Genomic DNA, 19,013 nt, shown 5'->3' with positions numbered 1-19,013 from the left:
TACAAAACTGTTACATTAATAATGTGGTGGAGGGGTTTCTTCAGAAAGGTTCGCAATATTAGAAGGTTGGCTGGCTTGTAATTTTTGTGATAATAAAATTAGCTGCTCTTTTAATTTGCTTACGTCTGCTTGAAGATTAGTGACCATTTGATTTAGTTCTTCAATTGTTATTTCTTGAAAGGCTAGTTTAGTTTCTAAAAGCTCTAGCTGTTGGTTCATAAAAATACCTTTTTCAATGAGTTAATTTGCTATAAATTACGTATTGTAAGTAAAAATAGTTATGAAATCCATCCTCGCTCAGCAAAAGAGACATATTCACCTTTACCAATCACAATATGATCTATTATTCGTACATCAATTAATTGACAAACTTGTTCAATTTTTTGGGTTAAATTGCGATCTGCTTGACTAGGCTCAGCCATTCCTGATGGATGATTATGAGCCAAAATCAAAAAGGCTGCATTATATTGTAATGCTCGTCTGGCTACTTCACGGGGATGCACTTCAACACAATTATAAGTACCAATAAACATCTCCTCAGAAGTAATAACATGATTTTGGTTATCTAAAAAAATCACCATAAAAATCTCCCGATCTTTATTTGCTAATCGACTGGCTAAATAGTGATGTGTTAAAGATGGTGAAGAGAGTGAATTTTCATTGGTCATTTTTACTTTTAAATAACGATGTGAAAGTTCGACAACCGCTTTGAGTTGAGTATATTTAGCGGTACCAAGCCCGTGTTTTTGACAAAAATCATTATGGCTTGCATTGATTAAATGATAGAAAGATCCAAATTCATTTAATAATTTTTGCGATAATTCTAAAACGGATAATTGACGAGTACCGGTACGTAAAAAAAGAGCAAGTAGTTCGGCATCACTTAATGCTTCAACACCAAAAAGTAACAGTTTTTCTCGTGGCATTAATTTTGTCGCTTGTAAAGACATAGTAATGCGATTTCCATAATCGATAAAAAGTAGATTATTAATAAAATGAGTCAAAAGATAAAACTTAATACTAAAATGTTGGGAATTTTGTCACAAAAATATTTATTATTTTACAGTTATGAAAAAAGCGCTATATAGCGCTTTATTAAATTATGAATTTTGTATTCATTAATGGCAACCACAGCCACCATGACCACCGCCACAGCAACCGCTGTTTTCATCCTCTTCATCATCATGATCATGACCACCACAACCGCAACCACCATGACTATGATCGTGACCATGTGCGCCATGAATATGTCCATGAGCAATTTCTTCCTCAGTGGCTTCACGAATACCAAGCACTTCAACATTAAACAGCAGATCTTGTCCTGCTAACATATGATTACCATCGATTGTAATACTATCACCATCGATAGCGGTGATCTCAACTGGTAATGAACCATGTTCAGTATCAGCAAAAAAACGCATACCGACTTCAAGTTCATCAATACCTACAAATACATCACGAGGAACATTTTGAACAAGTGCATCATTGAAATCACCATAGGCATTAATTAATTCAACATCAAATTTATCACCAACCTGATGACCTTCTAATGCTGTTTCAAGATCTTGCAATAAGTTTCCTGCACCATGTAAATACTCTAGAGGGGCGACAGTTGTAGCCTCATCAACCAGAACACCATCTTTAGTTCGAACTTGATATGCCAAACTAACTACTGTATTTTTTGCTATTTTCATTTTTTCTCCGACAGACTATTACCAAGCAAATTGTAATAGATTTTAACGGAAAATGAGGCATAAGTATTCATAATTTTTATTTTATATAAAACCGAAAAAAATAATTTAGATATAATCAATGTTAACTTGTTAATTTTACTGATTTAATATATTGTAACGCTATAACACGGTTTCACATCAATTATCAAAATTTGTTTAATTCAATCAGCTATTAAGCTATTTTGCCTGTAGATTATTTATTAAGGATTATTATGTCATATAAAACAATACAAATCTTAGCGCCACTGGCATTATATTTGTGGCTCCCTTTATGTACTATCGTTTTTTGTTACCTTAGTTATCGAGTCGGGAAAAAAGTGTTAAAACGTTGGAATGAAAAAGGTGGATCACTTCTAGGGATGTGTTTTATTTTTATGCTACCTGCAATATTTCTCTTTGTCATTATTAATATTCCAGTTTTTTATATTAATCATTTAGTTGGTCAATATGATGTATGTATGAATATTGTTAGAGTGAACAAGATAAAAACAGTCGATAATGAGTTCTTACAAGAAAGATGCGGAACTTTTGATTTACCTGAATTGATTCAAAAATCAAATGCAGAAGTCAAAGTTGATAATTAAGCTAAATTAAAGCTGTGACACTGAATTCATAAATTTAAATATGCGTAACAGCTACTGATTAATGTGATTACTGACTTTTTATCATAAAAAAACAGAAAATAGACGAATAAAAAAGGCATCAAGATAATCATTGATGCCTTTTTTATTTTTAATAATACATGTTATTTAAGTTCTAATTCGTTCATTGCAGCGATGCTAAATCCACCATCAACATGCACCACTTCACCGGTAATGCCTGAGGCTAAGTTTGAACATAAAAACGCTGCACTATTACCAACATCTTCTGTTGTTACTGTACGACGAATTGGTGTGACTGATTCACAGTGAGATAGCATTTTTTTGAAGTCTTTTATACCTGATGCAGCTAGGGTACGAATTGGTCCAGCTGAAATAGCATTAACACGAATACCTTCAGGTCCCATTGCATTTGCCATATAACGCACATTTGCTTCTAATGATGCTTTAGCAAGCCCCATAACATTATAATTAGGAATAGCGCGTTCAGCTCCAAGATAAGAAAGCGTTAATAATGCAGAGTTAGGGTTTAACATTGCACGACATGCTTTAGCTAGGGCAACAAAACTGTAAGAGCTAATATTATGTGCAATTGAAAATCCTTCACGTGTAACCGCATTAACATAATCACCGTCTAATTGATCGCCAGGAGCAAAAGCTATAGCATGTACAAATCCGTCAAATTTATCCCATACTTTTGCAAGCTCGGTAAACAAGTCTGTGATACTTTCATCATGTGCAACATCACAAGGTAGGACGATTTTAGAACCAAAATCAGCTGCAAACTCTTCGACACGTGCTTTTAATTTATCGCTTTGATAAGTGAAGGCTAGTTCAGCACCTTCACGATGCATTGATTGCGCGATACCGTAAGCAATAGAACGATTACTTGCAACACCTGTAACGAGTATACGTTTGCCTGTTAAAAATCCCATAAATTTTTCCTCTAATGTTTTTACTCTATCGACTAGGATAGTGACGATTATATGTTGATAAAGCCAACTTCGCCACCATAAATTTATTTTTAGTTGACATGTTGCTGTCTATTTTTTAGCAAAAAAAGTTGTTTATATCCCAAATAGTTTACTATAATAGTCAACTATTAACCGCTATTGACAGTGATACAATCATGGAAAAATTAGTTTGTTATAAAACGTTAGCCATTTGGGATGCAAAGACACTACCTCAACCATTTCGTGAAAAACATAATACCCAAGTAGGTACATGGGCGAAATTACAAATTATGGCGGGTAGTTTAGATTTTGACATATTAACACCAGAAGGTGAAATTGTTGATCGGCATCATTTTAATACTCAACATCAGCCTCCATTTATAGCGCCTCAACAATGGCATCGGATAGCATCGGTTTCAGATGATCTAGTATGCCAATTATCTTTTTATTGTTTACCTGAAGATTATACTAATAAAAAGTATCAGATGACCAAAACACATTCTGATGTCTATGAAACTTGCCAATTAATACCAACTACGGGTAGGGCTTTAGATCTTGGATGTGGTTCTGGGCGAAATTCATTGTATCTACAACTAATTGGTTTTGATGTTGATGCCGTTGATAAATCTGAACTGAGTATTGATAATTTACAACAGATCATTACTAATGAACATATACCCAATATTAAAGCTTCTGTTTATGATATTAATCAAGCTTGTTGGCAAGGTGAATACGATCTGATTATTTCCACTGTGGTAATGATGTTTTTACAGCCAGAACGAATTCCAGATATTATTCATAATATGCAAGCAATGACTAAATCCGGCGGATATAATTTAATTGTTAGTGCTATGTCTACCACAGATTATCCTTGCCCTGTTGCATTTTCATTTACGTTTAAAGAACAAGAACTACTCAACTACTATCAAGATTGGGAAATTTTAAAATATAATGAAGATATTGGTGAATTACATAAAACCGATATTCATGGTAATCGAATTAAACTTAGATTTGCCACTTTGTTAGCCAAGAAGAGCAAATAATTACAGGGTGATACCCTGTAATTATTAGGTTTTAATATTATTGGTTAATTTAGTTTTTCACCAACAATAAACCAAGCTTTACGAGAGTTTAATAAATCTTGTGCTGACATTGGTTTTTTTCCAGCAGGTTGTAGAAGAGTCATATTGAACGCCCCGTCACTTGTAGCAATACAAATCCCTAGTTTATCTGCTTTGAGAATGGTGCCTGCAGGTTGGTTATGTTCAATTGCTGTCACTTGAGCTTGCCATACTTTAATCATCTCTCCGTTAACTTCAAAATAACTGACCGGCCATGGATTAAAAGCGCGAACACAGCGTTCAAGTTGTACAGCAGGTAAATGCCAATCTAATTTGGCTTCTTGTTTCGAAAGTTTTTCGGCATAAGTGGCCTGTGTTGCATCTTGTTTTTCAGGCTTAATTTTTCCTTCTTTTATTAAAGCCAGTGTTTGCAGTAAACCTTGTGGTCCTAATTGGGCTAATTTCTCATACAATGATGCGCTTGTATCCGTTGGCTCTATAGGGCATGTCAGTTTGTATAGCATATCGCCTGTGTCTAGCCCTGCATCCATTTGCATAATTGTGATGCCAGTTTGTGTATCACCCGCCCAACATGCTCGTTGAATAGGTGCTGCACCACGCCAACGTGGTAATAATGAACCATGTACATTCAAACAACCTAATTTAGGCATATCAAGTACTGCCTGTGGCAAAATTAAACCATATGCAACGACGATCATAATGTCAGCATTTAACTCAGCGATGACTTTTTGATTCTCTTCTTTTTTCAACGTATCAGGCTGATAAACTGGCAGATTATTTTCTAGTGCTAATTGTTTTACTGGACTTGCGGTTAATTTATTACCACGACCAGCAGGGCGATCAGGTTGAGTAAACACTGCGATCACATTATGGTTAGCATTAATTAATGCCTTTAAATGGGTGGCTGCAAAATCTGGAGTACCTGCAAAGATAATATTTAAAGGCTGGGTTGAATGTAACATCAGTATTGTTATCCGTAATTGAAAAAATTAGAGGCATTATATACGATATTTGGGTTAGGATCTTTAATCAAAAAGGAGTCATCTATGATTAATAACCCCTTTTTTCACTATTTGGCGAGCTAGAAACGCTATAAAGGAAGGTTGCGTTTTATCATACCTTGTTTATAAGCTTCAAATAATATATTTTGCATCTTGATATAAAATTTGTATGCAATACCAGCCATAAGTATTGCTACTAATTTATTATCTTTCCATTTTTTAAAATTATTATATTGATGTGTTAACTTATGATCACTTATTTTTCCAGCATTAATTTGACGAATAATAGCTTTGCTTTTGAGTGAAGCGACTAAAATGACCAATAATTCTAAAAATAGTAATAATATTAAGACAATGGCAAGTGCCATGACAATTTGTATTAATCCATTCATTTTGAGTTTTCTTTTCTATCCTTTATTTCTTATAAAAACGTTATTAGTTAGTTATCTTGTACATTACACCGATAATATTACTTCGATTACTAACCTTAATTAGGTTAACAAATGATTTATCTATAAACAACAAAAAGATGTTTCCGATTTAAAATGGGAAGAATATAGGTACTAAAACAATATTTACTGCCATAACTAAAAAAGTTAACGGCACACCAATTTTTACAAAATCACCAAAACTATACCCACCCGGAGCAACAATCATTGTTTTAACTGGAGATGATACCGGCGTGATAAATGAAGCAGAGGTAGCAATAGCAACCGTCATAGCAAAAGGATAAGGTGAGTAACCAAATTTTATGGCTAAATCAATAGCAATAGGCGCAATTAAAATAGCTGTTGCAGTATTTGATATGAACAATCCAACGGTTGAACAAAGTAAAAAAATAAAGGTCAATACCACATACGGACCGTATGATTTTAAGTGTATTTCGAGCAAATCAGAGATGAGAGAAATCCCACCCGTTTTATTTAATGCTAAAGCAAAAGGCATCATACCGATAATTAAAATTAAAGTTGGCCAATGTATCGATTTATATGCATCATTCATATCAATACAACGTGTAGCGCCCATTAATAAACAGGCGATTAGTGCAGCGACGACATTAGGTACAATTCCTGTTACCATTAATATAATCATAATAGCGAGATTGATAATAGCCAGATAAGCTTGTGAACTAGCGGGTGCTACATCATCAATATCTGCTGGAAAGTCTAATACCACAAAATCATTAGTACGGGTTTGTAATTTTTGAATTGATCCCCAACCGCCACAAACTAATAATGTATCACTCATTTCTAAACGTTCTTGGAATAAGTTATTCGTTTCGACGGGGGCGTGGTTACGCCAAATTCCAATTACAGTTAAAAAATATTTGGCTCGGAAATCGAGTTCATTTAAAGTTTTACCACATAGTGTTGATTCTGGGAGTAGAGCCACTTCGGCCATACCGACTTCTTTAACTTGTTCGGAAAAATATTCACCACGCAAAACCTTTGGTTCAAGGTTATTAGTATTTAAAAAAGTACGGTAATCAGCTTCCGAGTGAGACATATCAAGTAATAGAATATCATTTTCACGAAATTCGGTAGTACCATTAACCGGAATTAATACTTTTCGGAATTTACGCCAACGTTCAATACCGATAACATTAACACCTTGTTCGCTACGTAAATGTAAACTATCTATAGTTCTTCCCACAAAAGGCGAACCAGCGAGTATTTGAGCGCGATGCGCTCGACCAATTAATTTATAGTCTCTGATTAAATCGGTGATTTTTCGTCTATTAGGTTGTGAATTATTTGAGGTCACTTGCTCAGCGGTGAGTAACCAGTTACGTGTTAATATACAGTAAATAATCCCAACAATTAATACACCTAAACCAATAGGGGTAATAGAGAAGAACTTAAATTCGGTTAATGATGAGCGATCAAGTTCACTGTTTACAACTAAATTTGGTGCGGTGGCAACTAATGTCATCATGCCGCTAATTAATGCAGCAATACAAAGAGGCATCATCAGTTTTTTGACATGAATACCAGTATGATTAGCAATACTAATAGCAACAGGAATAAAGATAGCAACAACCCCTGTTGAACTCATAATTGAACCGAGTAAAGCAACGCCTAACATAATACAGGTAATAATACGAATATCATTTTTACCGGCTATTCTTAAGATATACTCACTCATCTTATAGGAAATACCGGTTCTGACCAGACTTTCACCAATAACGAACAGTAACGCAATTAAAATAATATTAGGATCGCTAAATCCTGCTAGTGCTTCCGCTGGCGTTAATACACCCGTAATGGTAATAGCGGTAATTGTTAATAACGCAATAATATCTAATCTTAATTTACTGAATGAGAAGAGTAAAATAGCAATAAACAGTAATAGGCAAACAATAATGAGTGGGTAATACTCAATAAAATAATTAGGCAAAATTGAAGTAAACCATGACATTAACCCATGCCCTGATGACAATTGTTTCACAGAAAGTAACTCTATTAAGTCGGCTAGATTTTCGACATAATACCTTGATTTATTGCAATAGGGAATATGTTTAATTAAAGTTTGCTGTACAAAAATATAACATTTTTGCAGTTTTTAACATTTATTGCTTTTTGTTATCTAGCCTATTCGCATTATTAAAAGTTGGGTGTAATTTAAACAGGTTGTTCTATTTAATCATTAAATCTATTAGGAGAGAGTATGTCATCAAAAAAGACTGTGGCACAAATTATAGTAGATATTTTAGCAGAAGCAGGTGTTAAACATTGTTATGGAATTGTAGGTGATACATTAAACCATATAACTGCTGCAATCGAAAAAAGTGATATTGAATGGATACATGTTCGTCATGAAGAAGTCGGGGCTTTTGCTGCCGGTGCTGACGCTTATCTTACCAACCAAATTACAGCTTGCGCAGGCTCTTGTGGTCCGGGGAGTTTACATTTTATTAATGGTATTTATGAAGCTCAACGAAATAAAGTTCCGGTTATTTTATTAGCTAGCCAATTAGTTACTTCTCAACAGGGAACCGATTTTCCACAAGAAGTTGATTTTGAATCCCTTTATAAAAACTGTTCAGTGTTCTGCCGACAAATTAACGATCCTACTCAGGTGCGGGAAATTACTACGGCAGCGATTCAAGCGGCGATAAATCAACGTGGTGTTGCAGTGTTGGTCATACCTTATAATATTAGCGTGGTACATGTAGAAGATAACAGTGGTCATAAAATTTATCATCCTAACCCAATTATTCGTCCTTCCGATAAAGAACTTTCGCAAATAGCCAATATATTGAATAAAAATAGCAAAGTAGCTATCTTTGCAGGGCAAGGTGTGTATGAAGCCCACGATGAATTAATTGCACTGGCGGATAAGTTAAAATCACCGATTGTACACACTTCTAGAGCGAAAGACTTTGTAGAGTACGACAACCCTTATAATGTTGGCATGACTGGTATGTTTGGAATGGAATCAGGTGCGACAGCGATTAAAGAGTGTGATGTGCTTTTAATGTTAGGTGCTGATTTTGCATGGTCACAGTTCTACCCAGATAAAGCCACTATTATTCAAGTTGATATAGATGCAACTCATCTTGGTCGTCGTCATCCAGTAGATATAGGCGTTGTTGGTAGTAGTAAACCAACTTTATCGGCATTAATTCCTTTAGTCGATCAGAAGATAGACGCTAAATTTTTAGAAATGTGTCGTCAATTGTATATAAAATCAATGAATAAATTGAATAAAAAAGCATTGCCTTCACATTCTACTATTCATCCTCAATATTTAACTGAACTGATTGATAAGTATGCCTCTGATGATGCTGTTCTTTGTGCTGATGTCGGTTCGGCAATGGTGTGGGCTTGTCGCCATTTCAATACCAATGGTAAACGACGAACAGTAATAAGTCTTAAACATGGCACAATGGCCAATGCCATGCCTCAAGCATTAGGTGTACAAAAAGCCTTTCCTAATCGTCAAGTTATTACACTCTCAGGTGACGGTGGATTAAGTATGCTGTTAGGCGATTTATTAACCACCATTCAAGAGAAATTACCTATAAAAATAATTGTACTGAATAATGGTTCACTCAATTTTGTAGAATTAGAGCAAAAAGTAGAAGGATTAGTCGATCACTATACTGATTTACAAAATCCTGATTTTGCAAAAGTGGCTGAATCCATAGGATTATTTTCCATAAGAGTAGAAGATTCAGATTTACTGGAAGCAGCGGTGCAATCATTTTTAGCTCATTCAGGTCCGGCTTTATTAGACGTAAAGACCAGTCCTAACGAACTGGTTATGCCTCCAGAAATTAAAGCATCTCAAGTAATGGGAATGGCACTTTATGGCGTGAAAGCTTCTTTAAGTGGAAAAATGGGAGATGTAGTTCATTTATTGGTCGATAACTTTGTTAAAAAGTAAGTTAACAGAAACAATTTCATCTAAATAAAATTACTATTTTCGTGAAAAAGTTTCAGGTTAGCTATAGGTTTATTGGGCGTTTCTGCCACGTATTGTGGCAGAAGGCTCAGATTAAAAACTGACAATATCTTCTTACGTTCAATTCAGATTTTACAAATTCCCCAAAAGAAAGGGCTTTTTATAAAGCTATAATCCTTTTAAGTAAAACAAGGATTGAGATTCATTTATAGATTTTTAATTTTGTAAAAAATATTCAGGGATCTGTACCATTTCATTTCTCTTTCAACGCAACAAATAGTAACTAAGTGGATTCTAACAGGGTAGGTTTGTAAATAACTTGACGCATTTTTTGTAAAAATTATTCAGGAGTCTATACCGCTTCATTTTCTTTCGACGCAACAAATAGCAATTAAGTGAGTTCTAACAGGGTTGGCTTGTATAGAATTTGATGTATATTTTGTTTTGTAAAAAATATTCAGGGATCTATACCGTTTCATTTCTCTTTCAACGCAACAAATAGTAACTAAGTGGGTTCTAACAGGGTAGGTTTGTAAATAACTTGACGCATTTTTTGTAAAAATTATTCAGGAGTCTATACCGCTTCATTTTTCTCTTATAGCTACATGTAGCAGCTAATTGAGTTATAGCGAGGTTGGTTTGTATATAATTTGACACATTATTTGTAAAAAATATTCAGGGATCTATACCGTTTTATTTCTCTTTCGACGCAACAAATAGCAACTAAGTGAGTTCTAACAGGGTTGGTTTGTATAGAATTTGCTACATATTTTGTAAAAATTATTCAGGAGTCTATGCCGTTTTATTTTTCTTTTGATGCAACAAATAGCAACTAAGTGAGTTCTAACAAGGTCGGTTTGTATAGAATTTGCTATATATTTTGTAAAAAATATTCAGGAGTCTATACCGCTTCATTTCTCTTTTGATGCAACAAATAGCAATTAAGTGAGTTATAACGGGGTCGATTTGTATATAATTTGATGCATATTTTGTAAAAAATATTCAGGAGTCTATGCCGCTTCATTTCTCTTTTGATGCTGAATATAGTTGCTAAATGGGTTCTAACAGGGTTGATTTGTATATAACTTGACGTATATTTTGTAAAAAATATTCAGGAGTCTATGCCGTTTCTGCCACGTTTTGTGGCAGAAAGCTTAGTTTAAAAACTGACAGCACCTTCTTCCGCTGAAGTAAGATTTTCACGAATAACTGTGAAAAGTTCACGACCAAAACCATGATGGGAATCGGTTAAATCAAATGGATAAGGTTCACGTTTAGCTAATTCTGCTTGATCAACTAATAATGTCATCTCACCGCTTTGACCATTGACGCGAATCATATCACCATTTTTTACCTTACTTAATAACCCACCGTCATAGGCTTCCGGTGTCACATGAATAGCAGCCGGTACTTTACCCGATGCTCCAGAGAGGCGTCCATCGGTTAATAATGCCACTTTGTAACCACGATCTTGCAGTACTCCCAATGGAGTAATCAGTTTATGTAGTTCAGGCATGCCAATCGCTTTTGGCCCTTGGTAGCGAACAACAACGATACAATCTTTATCAAGTTTTCCAGCTTTATATTCAGCATCTAAATCATATTGACTGTTAAAAACCACTGCAGGAGCTTCAATAATCTGATGTTCAGGTGCGATAGCCGATGTTTTCATTACAGCGCGACCAAGATTACCTGACATGACTTTTAGTCCACCATGGGAATTAAAAGGCTTTTTCATTGATGCAATGACATTTTCATCTAATGATTTTGTTGGTCCGTCGCGGTAGATCAATTGACCATTTTCTAAAATAGGCTCTTTGGTATAACGACTTAGACCATGTCCAGCAACGGTTTCTACATCTTCATGTAATAAACCACCATTTAAGAGTTCTCTCACTAACAATGGAGTGCCTCCCGCCGCTTGGAAGTAATTAATATCCGCAGGTCCATTTGGATAGATTCTACAAAGTAAAGGAACAACAGTGGATAAATCAGAGATATCATCCCAATTAATAATAATACCTGCTGCTTTGGCCATGGCAACAATATGCATCGTTAGGTTGGTAGAACCACCAGTAGCAAGTAATGCAACTAAACCATTTACAATCACTTTTTCGTCAACCATTTTACCAACCGGCATATAATTTCCTGACTGGTTGGTTAGACGAGTAATTTGCTTGGCAGCGGCATTAGTTAATTCAAAACGTAATGCCGTTTCAGGATGAACAAAAGCCGCGCCGGGTAGATGTAACCCCATCAATTCAATGACCATTTGGTTACTATTGGCTGTACCGTAAAAAGTACACGTCCCACTGGTATGGTAAGATGCTGACTCTGATTCTAACAAATCTTCACGCGTGGCTTTACCTTCTGAATAAAGTTGACGAATACGGACTTTTTCTTTATTAGGGAGTCCGGAAGGCATTGGACCGGCGGGTATAAAAATTGCTGGTAAATGTCCAAAGGTTAATGCACCAACAAAAAGTCCCGGTACGATTTTATCACATATTCCTAAATATAAAGCGCCATCAAACATATTATGGGAGAGAGCCACTGCAACAGACATGGCAATCACATCCCGACTCATCAATGATAATTCCATTCCGGGTTCACCTTGAGTAACACCATCACACATAGCCGGCACGCCACCGGCCATTTGTCCGACCGCGCCTACCTCATGTAATACTTTACGAATCTGTTCCGGATAAAATTCATAAGGCTTATGAGCTGAAAGCATATCATTGTAAGAACTAATAATGCCGATATTACTTTTCAAGATATTTTTTAAATCATTTTTTTCATCGATACAACAGGCAGCAAAGCCATGTGCCAGATTACTACACGGCAAAGTGGCTCTGGTTACTTTTTGAAACATAGCGCGTTCTATTTTTTGCAAATAAACTTCACGGGAAGCTTTAGAACGCTCAATAATACGCTGAGTGACAGCTTGAACAATTGGATTCACATTAACCTCTTAGACTATCTTTTTTATTTTTTCATTCCATTTATATTACTAACAATCACATATGGCACGGATTGCTTCTTTAGTATCATGTACAACACCATCTAGCGATTGTTCGATGTTAACAGTATAAACATCTTTTTCATCGGAAGTTGGTTCTTCTAGCGTATCAAATTGTGATTGTAACATGCCAGTTTTTTGATAATGTCCTTTACGTTTAGCTAAGCGATCGGCGATAACATCGAAGCTTCCTTTTAAATAGATAAAATGAACGTTTTCATTTTCACCCCGAATAATGTCCCGATATTGTCGTTTTAATGATGAACAGATAATAATTGAAATATCATTGACGTTACTCATTGCAAAAGCTGCATTACTAATTAAATGGAGCCAAGGCATACGATCTTCATCATTTAATGGTGTCCCACTACGCATTTTTAAAATATTGGCTTTAGGATGTAAAAAATCACCGTCTAAAAATGCAGCATCAAGGTCATATGCTACTTGTTTAGCTACAGCTGATTTACCACTTCCTGATACACCCATTAGTACAAAAACTTGTTTACTTTTTTTAGTCACTTTAAATCCTTATTTTTCTTAATTACGCTTTGTTACGGGTAACATTTTGTCATTTTAATCTTATTTTGCAATATAAAAAATTTCTTTTTGTGATCTGGATCATGTTTTATTTACGAGGGTGACATGGGAGCAAAATCTTAAATTTCAGCTTAATTTTTGAAAAATAGATTTCGATCACAAAAAAACACTTTTCTGTTTGCTTTTTATTTCGAAAGTAAATAATCTTTCGATATACCTTTTGATTTCGAAATTAATAATAAGAATCTAAATGAATAACCAATGTGGAGATCAAGTATGAATAAATGTCAGCTTCTTTTCGAAGATAATCTAGTTTTTAATAACGAGACAGAAGCATTAACTTATATAAGTAAGCAATTACAACAAAAAGAGATTGTCAAAGAGAGCCATTTAAACGCTTTGATTAAACGAGAAGCTTTATTTCCTACTGGTATCGCACTTGATGGTTATGCAGTCGCTATTCCTCACTGTGAGGCAGAACATGCAAACAGTCCAGCTATCTTTATCATTCGAACCCAATCGCCAGTTACTTTTAATCGCGCTGATGATACAGGTACTGTCGATGTTTCACTGATTATTTCATTGGTCGTTACTTCACCTAAAGATCAACTCGAACTGTTAAAAGCCCTTTTTACAAATCTACAGAATAAAGAATTCTATCAATTCTTGTTAAATGCATCGCCAAATGAAATAGCTGTGCGTTTTAACCGTGTGATATTTAATCAATAAGTTTCAGGAGGCATTATGAAAAAAAAGATAATCGTTGCATGTGGTGGTGCTGTAGCAACCTCAACATTAGCAGCAGAGGAGATTAAGGATCTGTGCAATGACAATAATATTCAATTAGACCTTGTGCAGTGTCGTATTAATGAAATTAGTTCTTTTATTGATGATGTGGACTTGATCTGTACCACCGCCAAGATGGATCAAACTTTTGGAGATATTCCTATTGTACATGGAATGCCTTTTGTTTCAGGCGTTGGCATTGACCAACTTAAAGAAAAAATATTAGCTATTTTAAAAGGATAAATCTATGTTTACTGAAATTATGCAGTATATTTTGGATCTAGGTCCATCTGTGATGCTACCTATTGTCATTATTCTTTTTTCATTAGTGTTAAGAATGAAAATTGGTGATGCGTTAAAAGCAGGTATTCATATTGGGATCGGATTTGTCGGTATTGGTTTAGTGGTCGGATTATTAACCAGCTCTGTTGGACCCGCAGCCCAAGCAATGGCGGAAAGATTTGACATTAGTTTAAATGTTGTTGATGTTGGTTGGCCGGGCGCCGCGCCAATGACGTGGGCTTCACAAATTGCCTTAGTTGCTATTCCAATTGCCATAGCCGTAAATATCTTAATGCTAGTTTTAAGGCTAACTCGCGTTGTTAACGTCGATATTTGGAATATCTGGCATATGACATTTACTGGTGCGCTGGTTTATATCGCAACAGGTTCGTATTGGTTAGGTATTGTTGGCGTAATTGTGCATGCTGTTATTGCTTATAAATTGGGTGATTGGTTTGCAAAAGATACTAAAGAATTTTTTGAATTAGACGGCATCGCTGTTCCTCATGGAACTTCAGCATACTGCGGTCCAATTGCTGTGTTTGTCGATATGGTAATAGAAAAGATTCCAGGTATTAATAAGATCAATTTTAATGCTGTAGATATGCAAAAACGATTTGGTGCTTTTGGTGAGCCTGTGACAGTTGGTTTATTCATGGGGATTATATTAGGTTTATTAGCCGGATATGGATTAAAACAAACATTACAATTAGCTATTCAAACAGCAGCGGTAATGTTATTAATGCCTCGAGTTATTAAACCAATCATGGATGGTTTAACCCCAATATCTAAACAAGCTCGTAAGCATTTACAATCTAAATTTGGTGGACAAGATTTCCTTATCGGATTAGATCCCGCACTATTATTAGGTCATTCTACCGTTGTCTCTGCTAGTTTGATTTTTATTCCTTTAAGTATATTTATTGCAGTCATTCTTCCGGGTAATGAAGTGCTACCGTTTGGTGATTTAGCTACTATTGGTTTTTTCATCGCTATGGGAGTCGCAATTCATCAGGGTAATTTGTTTAGAATTATTATTTCTGGGGCAATTATTATTGCGATTACTTTATGGATTGCAACCCAGATGGTTCCTCTAACAACCCAGTTAGCTGTTAATGCCGGAACTGTTACTGCAGGTAGTGGGATTTCAGTTGGTGCAATGGATCAAGGTGGCTCACCAATTACCTATATTATGGTTCAACTTGTTAATTTAAAACAACCTATTGGTTTTGCGCTTATTGGATTGTTTTATCTCTTCTGTCTATTTTTGACCTGGAAACGTGCGCAAAAATATAAATTATTGTTGAAAGAACAGCAAATAAATCAAGTCGATAAATAAAATAACTAATCGATAAATAACATACCACCTAATTAATTTAAATCTTTCACTGAGCAATCAGTGAAAGCTATACATTAACGTAATTTAATTACCAATAAAGGAAAAGAACATGAAAGCGGTCGTTGTTAATGAAGGCGGATCTCTATCTATTGAAGATATTGCAATACCCAAAATAAAATCTTCACAGCAGATACTTGTAAAAGTTGCTTATTCTGGATTATGTGGTTCGGATATTCCTCGCATATTTCATCATGGGGCGCATTTTTATCCTATCACGTTAGGTCATGAATTTAGTGGTGAAGTTATTGAAAAAGGAAGTGATGTTCCTGAATTTGAAATTGGCGATTTAATATCTTGTGTTCCCTTATTACCATGTTTTAAATGTGATGAGTGTCAGAAGCATTATTATTCACTTTGTAAAAATTATGTATTTGTTGGATCAAGAGTTACCGGAGGCCTTGCAGAATATATTGTATTAGACAAAAAAAATGCTTTTAAATTACCAAAGGGCGTAAGTGCGATGGAAGGAGCTTTTTTTGAGCCTATGACAGTTGGTATGCATACACTCTTATTAGCTGGTGGTTGCCAAGATAAGCATGTGATTATTGTGGGAGGAGGTACCATTGGATTACTTGCAATGCAATGTGCGAAAGCGATGGGGGCAAAATCCATTACCGTGGTTGATATCAATCAAGAACGTCTTAACCTAGCCAAACAATTAGGTGCCGATCAAGTTTATAATTCTAAAGATCTTGCCGCGTCAGATATTAACCATGCCTTATTACCTTGCCGTTTTGAGCAAATTGTTTTAGAAACCGCAGGTTCGCCTGCTACGGTTCGATTAGCTATTGAAATTGCAGGCCCGAGAGCAAAAATCGGCTTAATAGGCACCTTACATACCGATATAACACTACCGGAACAAGTGTTTGGATTGATTTTAAGAAAAGAACTAGAAATTCTGGGAAGTTGGATGAATTATTCCGCCCCATGGCCGGGTAAAGAGTGGCAATTAGTGAGTCAATTTTTTATGGACGGAAAAATCAAACTAGATCCACTTATTGCCGGTGTCGGCGATTTCAATTGGTTTATTAAGCAAGTGAGTTCCTTAAATGGTAAACCGATGAATGGCAAGATATTATTAAATTGTAGGTAGTTATTTGATTTGCACCCGTCATTAAAAGAAAGCTTATCTTTTGATTTTGTTTGTTATACACTGCTGAAAAGTTTTCGAAAAAGGAAATATTATGAATGCAAGTGAAAGACGTCAGCAAATAGTAGAACTTCTTAACCTGAAAGGTACGGTGTTGGTCAGTGACTTAGCAGGACAGTATGAAGTTTCAGAAGTGACAATTCGAACCGACCTAAGATTGTTAGAAAAACAGGGTGTTCTGACTCGATTTCATGGTGGGGCAACCAAAATCATGATTAATGACGAAACAAAATCATTTAAAGAATTGCAATTAGAAGAGCGTTATCAGCGATTTATTGAAGCTAAAAAACGTATTGCAATTGAAGCGGTTAAACATGTAAAAGAGGGTGATACTATTATTTTAGACAGTGGTAGTACCACCATGTTGATAGCTGAAGAGTTGGTTAAATTAAAAAATATTACCGTTATCACCAATAGCTTAACTTCTGCTTTTATCCTTTCCGATAACAGTGACATTATGTTGTTTATGTGTGGTGGTACGCTTAGGCAAAAAACACGTTCTTTTCATGGAAAAATCGCCGAGCAGTCATTAGATGGCATTTCTGCTGATGTTTTATTTGTAGGTGCAGATGGAATCGATGCTAACAGGGGAATAACAACTTTTAATGAAGGTTATACTATCAGTAGTGTTATGGCAAATGCAGCAAAAAATGTCATAGCAGTTTTAGATTCATCAAAGTTTGGACGTAATGGATTTAATGTCGTATTACCACTTAATAAATTAAATACCATTATTACTGATACTGGTGTGGACAGTAAATGCCAACAAGAGTTTGAAGCAAAAGGAATAGGTTTTATCACTGTTTAATTTTGCAATTACTGATAGTTTAAACGGGTAAAAATACTGTATTGACTCTAAATATAAAGCAAATTGATTTTTTTGCGATTGAGTACAAGATCACAAATTGGTATTGACAAAATTCAGATGATTGTACTTTATTTAGTAATATTGGGTTGTTATTTCTCGCAACAGTATTAAAACGTAGGTGAGAATATGATATTAACAATTACGATGAATCCTTCAGTGGATATATCGTATCCATTAAATAAATTAGTTATTAACGACATTAACCGTGTAACTAATGTAAAAAAAACAGCCGGAGGAAAAGGTCTGAATGTGACCAGAGGGATCAAATACTCAGGCATTCCCGTTTTGGCTACCGGTATTATTGGAGGCACAACCGGTCAATATATTCAAAAAGAGTTAGATAACGATAAAATTGCTTATAATTTTTATGTGACTCAACAAGAATCCAGAAATTGTATTGCGATTTTACACGAAGGAAATCAAACCGAAATTCTTGAATCAGGTCCGGTTTTAGATGATCAAGATGTCAGTGTATTTTTTCAGCACTATCAATCTTTACTCAGTCAATCAAAGGTGATTACCATTTCAGGATCGTTGCCACAAGGTTTTCCGAATGATTTTTATGCAAGATTAATTGCACAAGCCAATAAACATCAAATCCCAGTATTACTTGATTCATCTGGAAAAGTCTTACTGCAAACGCTGAGATTAAAAGATAAACCTTTTTTAATTAAACCAAATAAAGATGAGTTACAGCAAATTATTCAAATGGATATTGATGCAAATGATCCCCACTCTTTGATGAAAGCGGTTAGTCACCCACTACTTGATAATATTACCTATGTCATCATGTCATTAGGTAAAAACGGTGCATTTGCTCGATGTCATAATCGTTGTTATCAAATCAGTATCCCCAACATAAATGTAGTTAACCCAGTTGGCTCTGGTGATGTGACTTTGGCAGGCCTTGCCGTTAGTATTCATGAAAATGAAAATATAGAAGTTATGCTTAAGCGAGCCATGACAATGGGAATGCTTAATGCAATGGAATCACAAACCGGATTTGTTAATATGAATCATTTTGACAAGTATTTTCAAAAAGTGACCGTTACCGCGATGATGTAAGCATAACCGGTAAGTTAAACATAATTATAGTGTTTATTTTTATCATGATAGGACTAAACACTATCAGACATAGCGGTTATTTCATTGTAAGGTTTAACGTCACTAACATAGAAACGGATCAACTTATGT

At 35.2% G+C, this 19,013-nt stretch carries 18 protein-coding genes; 9 read left to right on the top strand and 9 right to left on the bottom strand.

What is annotated here, in order from left to right:
- Positions 1–15: 15 nt before the first annotated feature.
- From A9G11_RS12870 to slyD, 3 genes are all read right to left on the bottom strand, one after another.
- The gene (locus tag A9G11_RS12870; protein ID WP_176701281.1) at positions 16–237 is read right to left on the bottom strand and encodes a SlyX family protein; all 222 of its coding nucleotides are present in this window, start codon (positions 235–237) and stop codon (positions 16–18) included.
- Between the two features lie 41 nt (positions 238–278).
- On the bottom strand, positions 279–950 hold the full coding sequence (radC, locus tag A9G11_RS12865; protein ID WP_065619994.1) for a RadC family protein: 672 nt from the start codon (positions 948–950) through the stop codon (positions 279–281).
- Between the two features lie 168 nt (positions 951–1,118).
- A complete protein-coding gene (gene slyD / locus A9G11_RS12860) occupies positions 1,119–1,694 on the bottom strand; it encodes a peptidylprolyl isomerase (RefSeq protein ID WP_065619993.1) in 576 nt (191 codons plus the stop codon).
- A 251-nt stretch (positions 1,695–1,945) separates the two neighbouring features.
- Here slyD and A9G11_RS12855 point away from each other — a divergent pair, with 251 nt between their 5' ends.
- Complete coding sequence (locus tag A9G11_RS12855; RefSeq protein WP_065619992.1) at positions 1,946–2,317, top strand: hypothetical protein; 372 nt, start codon at positions 1,946–1,948, stop codon at positions 2,315–2,317.
- A 161-nt stretch (positions 2,318–2,478) separates the two neighbouring features.
- Here A9G11_RS12855 and fabI read toward each other — a convergent pair whose 3' ends face one another.
- Positions 2,479–3,267, bottom strand: coding sequence for an enoyl-ACP reductase FabI (gene fabI, locus A9G11_RS12850; RefSeq protein WP_065619991.1), 789 nt, complete (start codon positions 3,265–3,267; stop codon positions 2,479–2,481).
- A 194-nt stretch (positions 3,268–3,461) separates the two neighbouring features.
- Here fabI and tehB point away from each other — a divergent pair, with 194 nt between their 5' ends.
- A complete protein-coding gene (tehB, locus tag A9G11_RS12845) occupies positions 3,462–4,328 on the top strand; it encodes an SAM-dependent methyltransferase TehB (RefSeq protein WP_065619990.1) in 867 nt (288 codons plus the stop codon).
- Between the two features lie 44 nt (positions 4,329–4,372).
- On the opposite strand, the gene fmt is transcribed toward tehB, so the two are convergent.
- The 3 genes from fmt to A9G11_RS12830 form a co-directional block, all read right to left on the bottom strand.
- A complete protein-coding gene (fmt, locus tag A9G11_RS12840) occupies positions 4,373–5,329 on the bottom strand; it encodes a methionyl-tRNA formyltransferase (RefSeq protein WP_065619989.1) in 957 nt (318 codons plus the stop codon).
- Between the two features lie 128 nt (positions 5,330–5,457).
- Positions 5,458–5,760 carry a hypothetical protein gene (locus A9G11_RS12835; RefSeq protein ID WP_065619988.1) on the bottom strand — a complete coding sequence of 101 codons (303 nt, stop codon included), beginning with the start codon at positions 5,758–5,760 and terminating at the stop codon, positions 5,458–5,460.
- Positions 5,761–5,908: 148 nt separating this feature from the next.
- Positions 5,909–7,786: an SLC13 family permease gene (locus A9G11_RS12830; protein WP_065619987.1), complete on the bottom strand. Its 1,878-nt coding sequence runs from the start codon at positions 7,784–7,786 to the stop codon at positions 5,909–5,911.
- 249 nt (positions 7,787–8,035) lie between these two features.
- Between A9G11_RS12830 and A9G11_RS12825 the strand changes: the two genes are divergently transcribed.
- Positions 8,036–9,757 (top strand): thiamine pyrophosphate-dependent enzyme, encoded by a 1,722-nt coding sequence (locus A9G11_RS12825; protein WP_065619986.1) that lies wholly within the window; start codon positions 8,036–8,038, stop codon positions 9,755–9,757.
- A gap of 1,177 nt (positions 9,758–10,934) precedes the next feature.
- On the opposite strand, the gene edd is transcribed toward A9G11_RS12825, so the two are convergent.
- Both edd and gntK read right to left on the bottom strand, forming a co-directional pair.
- On the bottom strand, positions 10,935–12,740 hold the full coding sequence (edd, locus tag A9G11_RS12820; protein WP_065619985.1) for a phosphogluconate dehydratase: 1,806 nt from the start codon (positions 12,738–12,740) through the stop codon (positions 10,935–10,937).
- 48 nt (positions 12,741–12,788) lie between these two features.
- Positions 12,789–13,316 carry a gluconokinase gene (gene gntK / locus A9G11_RS12815; RefSeq protein WP_218056152.1) on the bottom strand — a complete coding sequence of 176 codons (528 nt, stop codon included), beginning with the start codon at positions 13,314–13,316 and terminating at the stop codon, positions 12,789–12,791.
- 294 nt (positions 13,317–13,610) lie between these two features.
- On the opposite strand from gntK, the gene gatA reads away from it, so the two are divergent.
- From gatA to A9G11_RS12785, 6 genes are all read left to right on the top strand, one after another.
- A complete protein-coding gene (gene gatA, locus A9G11_RS12810; protein WP_065619984.1) occupies positions 13,611–14,063 on the top strand; it encodes a PTS galactitol transporter subunit IIA in 453 nt (150 codons plus the stop codon).
- A 15-nt stretch (positions 14,064–14,078) separates the two neighbouring features.
- On the top strand, positions 14,079–14,363 hold the full coding sequence (gene gatB, locus A9G11_RS12805; RefSeq protein WP_065619983.1) for a PTS galactitol transporter subunit IIB: 285 nt from the start codon (positions 14,079–14,081) through the stop codon (positions 14,361–14,363).
- A 4-nt stretch (positions 14,364–14,367) separates the two neighbouring features.
- Entirely contained in the window at positions 14,368–15,741 is a 1,374-nt protein-coding gene (locus tag A9G11_RS12800; RefSeq protein ID WP_065619982.1) for a PTS galactitol transporter subunit IIC, read from the top strand.
- A gap of 109 nt (positions 15,742–15,850) precedes the next feature.
- Positions 15,851–16,894 carry an alcohol dehydrogenase catalytic domain-containing protein gene (locus A9G11_RS12795; RefSeq protein ID WP_065619981.1) on the top strand — a complete coding sequence of 348 codons (1,044 nt, stop codon included), beginning with the start codon at positions 15,851–15,853 and terminating at the stop codon, positions 16,892–16,894.
- 91 nt (positions 16,895–16,985) lie between these two features.
- Positions 16,986–17,759, top strand: coding sequence for a DeoR/GlpR family DNA-binding transcription regulator (locus A9G11_RS12790; RefSeq protein ID WP_065619980.1), 774 nt, complete (start codon positions 16,986–16,988; stop codon positions 17,757–17,759).
- A 186-nt stretch (positions 17,760–17,945) separates the two neighbouring features.
- Positions 17,946–18,884: a hexose kinase gene (locus tag A9G11_RS12785; protein WP_065619979.1), complete on the top strand. Its 939-nt coding sequence runs from the start codon at positions 17,946–17,948 to the stop codon at positions 18,882–18,884.
- Positions 18,885–19,013: the final 129 nt, after the last annotated feature.

Origin of the sequence: Gilliamella sp. wkB108 (assembly GCF_001690195.1) — a bacterium.
Classification (GTDB): Bacteria; Pseudomonadota; Gammaproteobacteria; order Enterobacterales; family Orbaceae; genus Gilliamella; species Gilliamella apicola_L.
The sequence above is the reverse complement of the archived record's forward strand: the minus strand, read 5'-3'. Positions and strand labels throughout refer to the sequence as shown.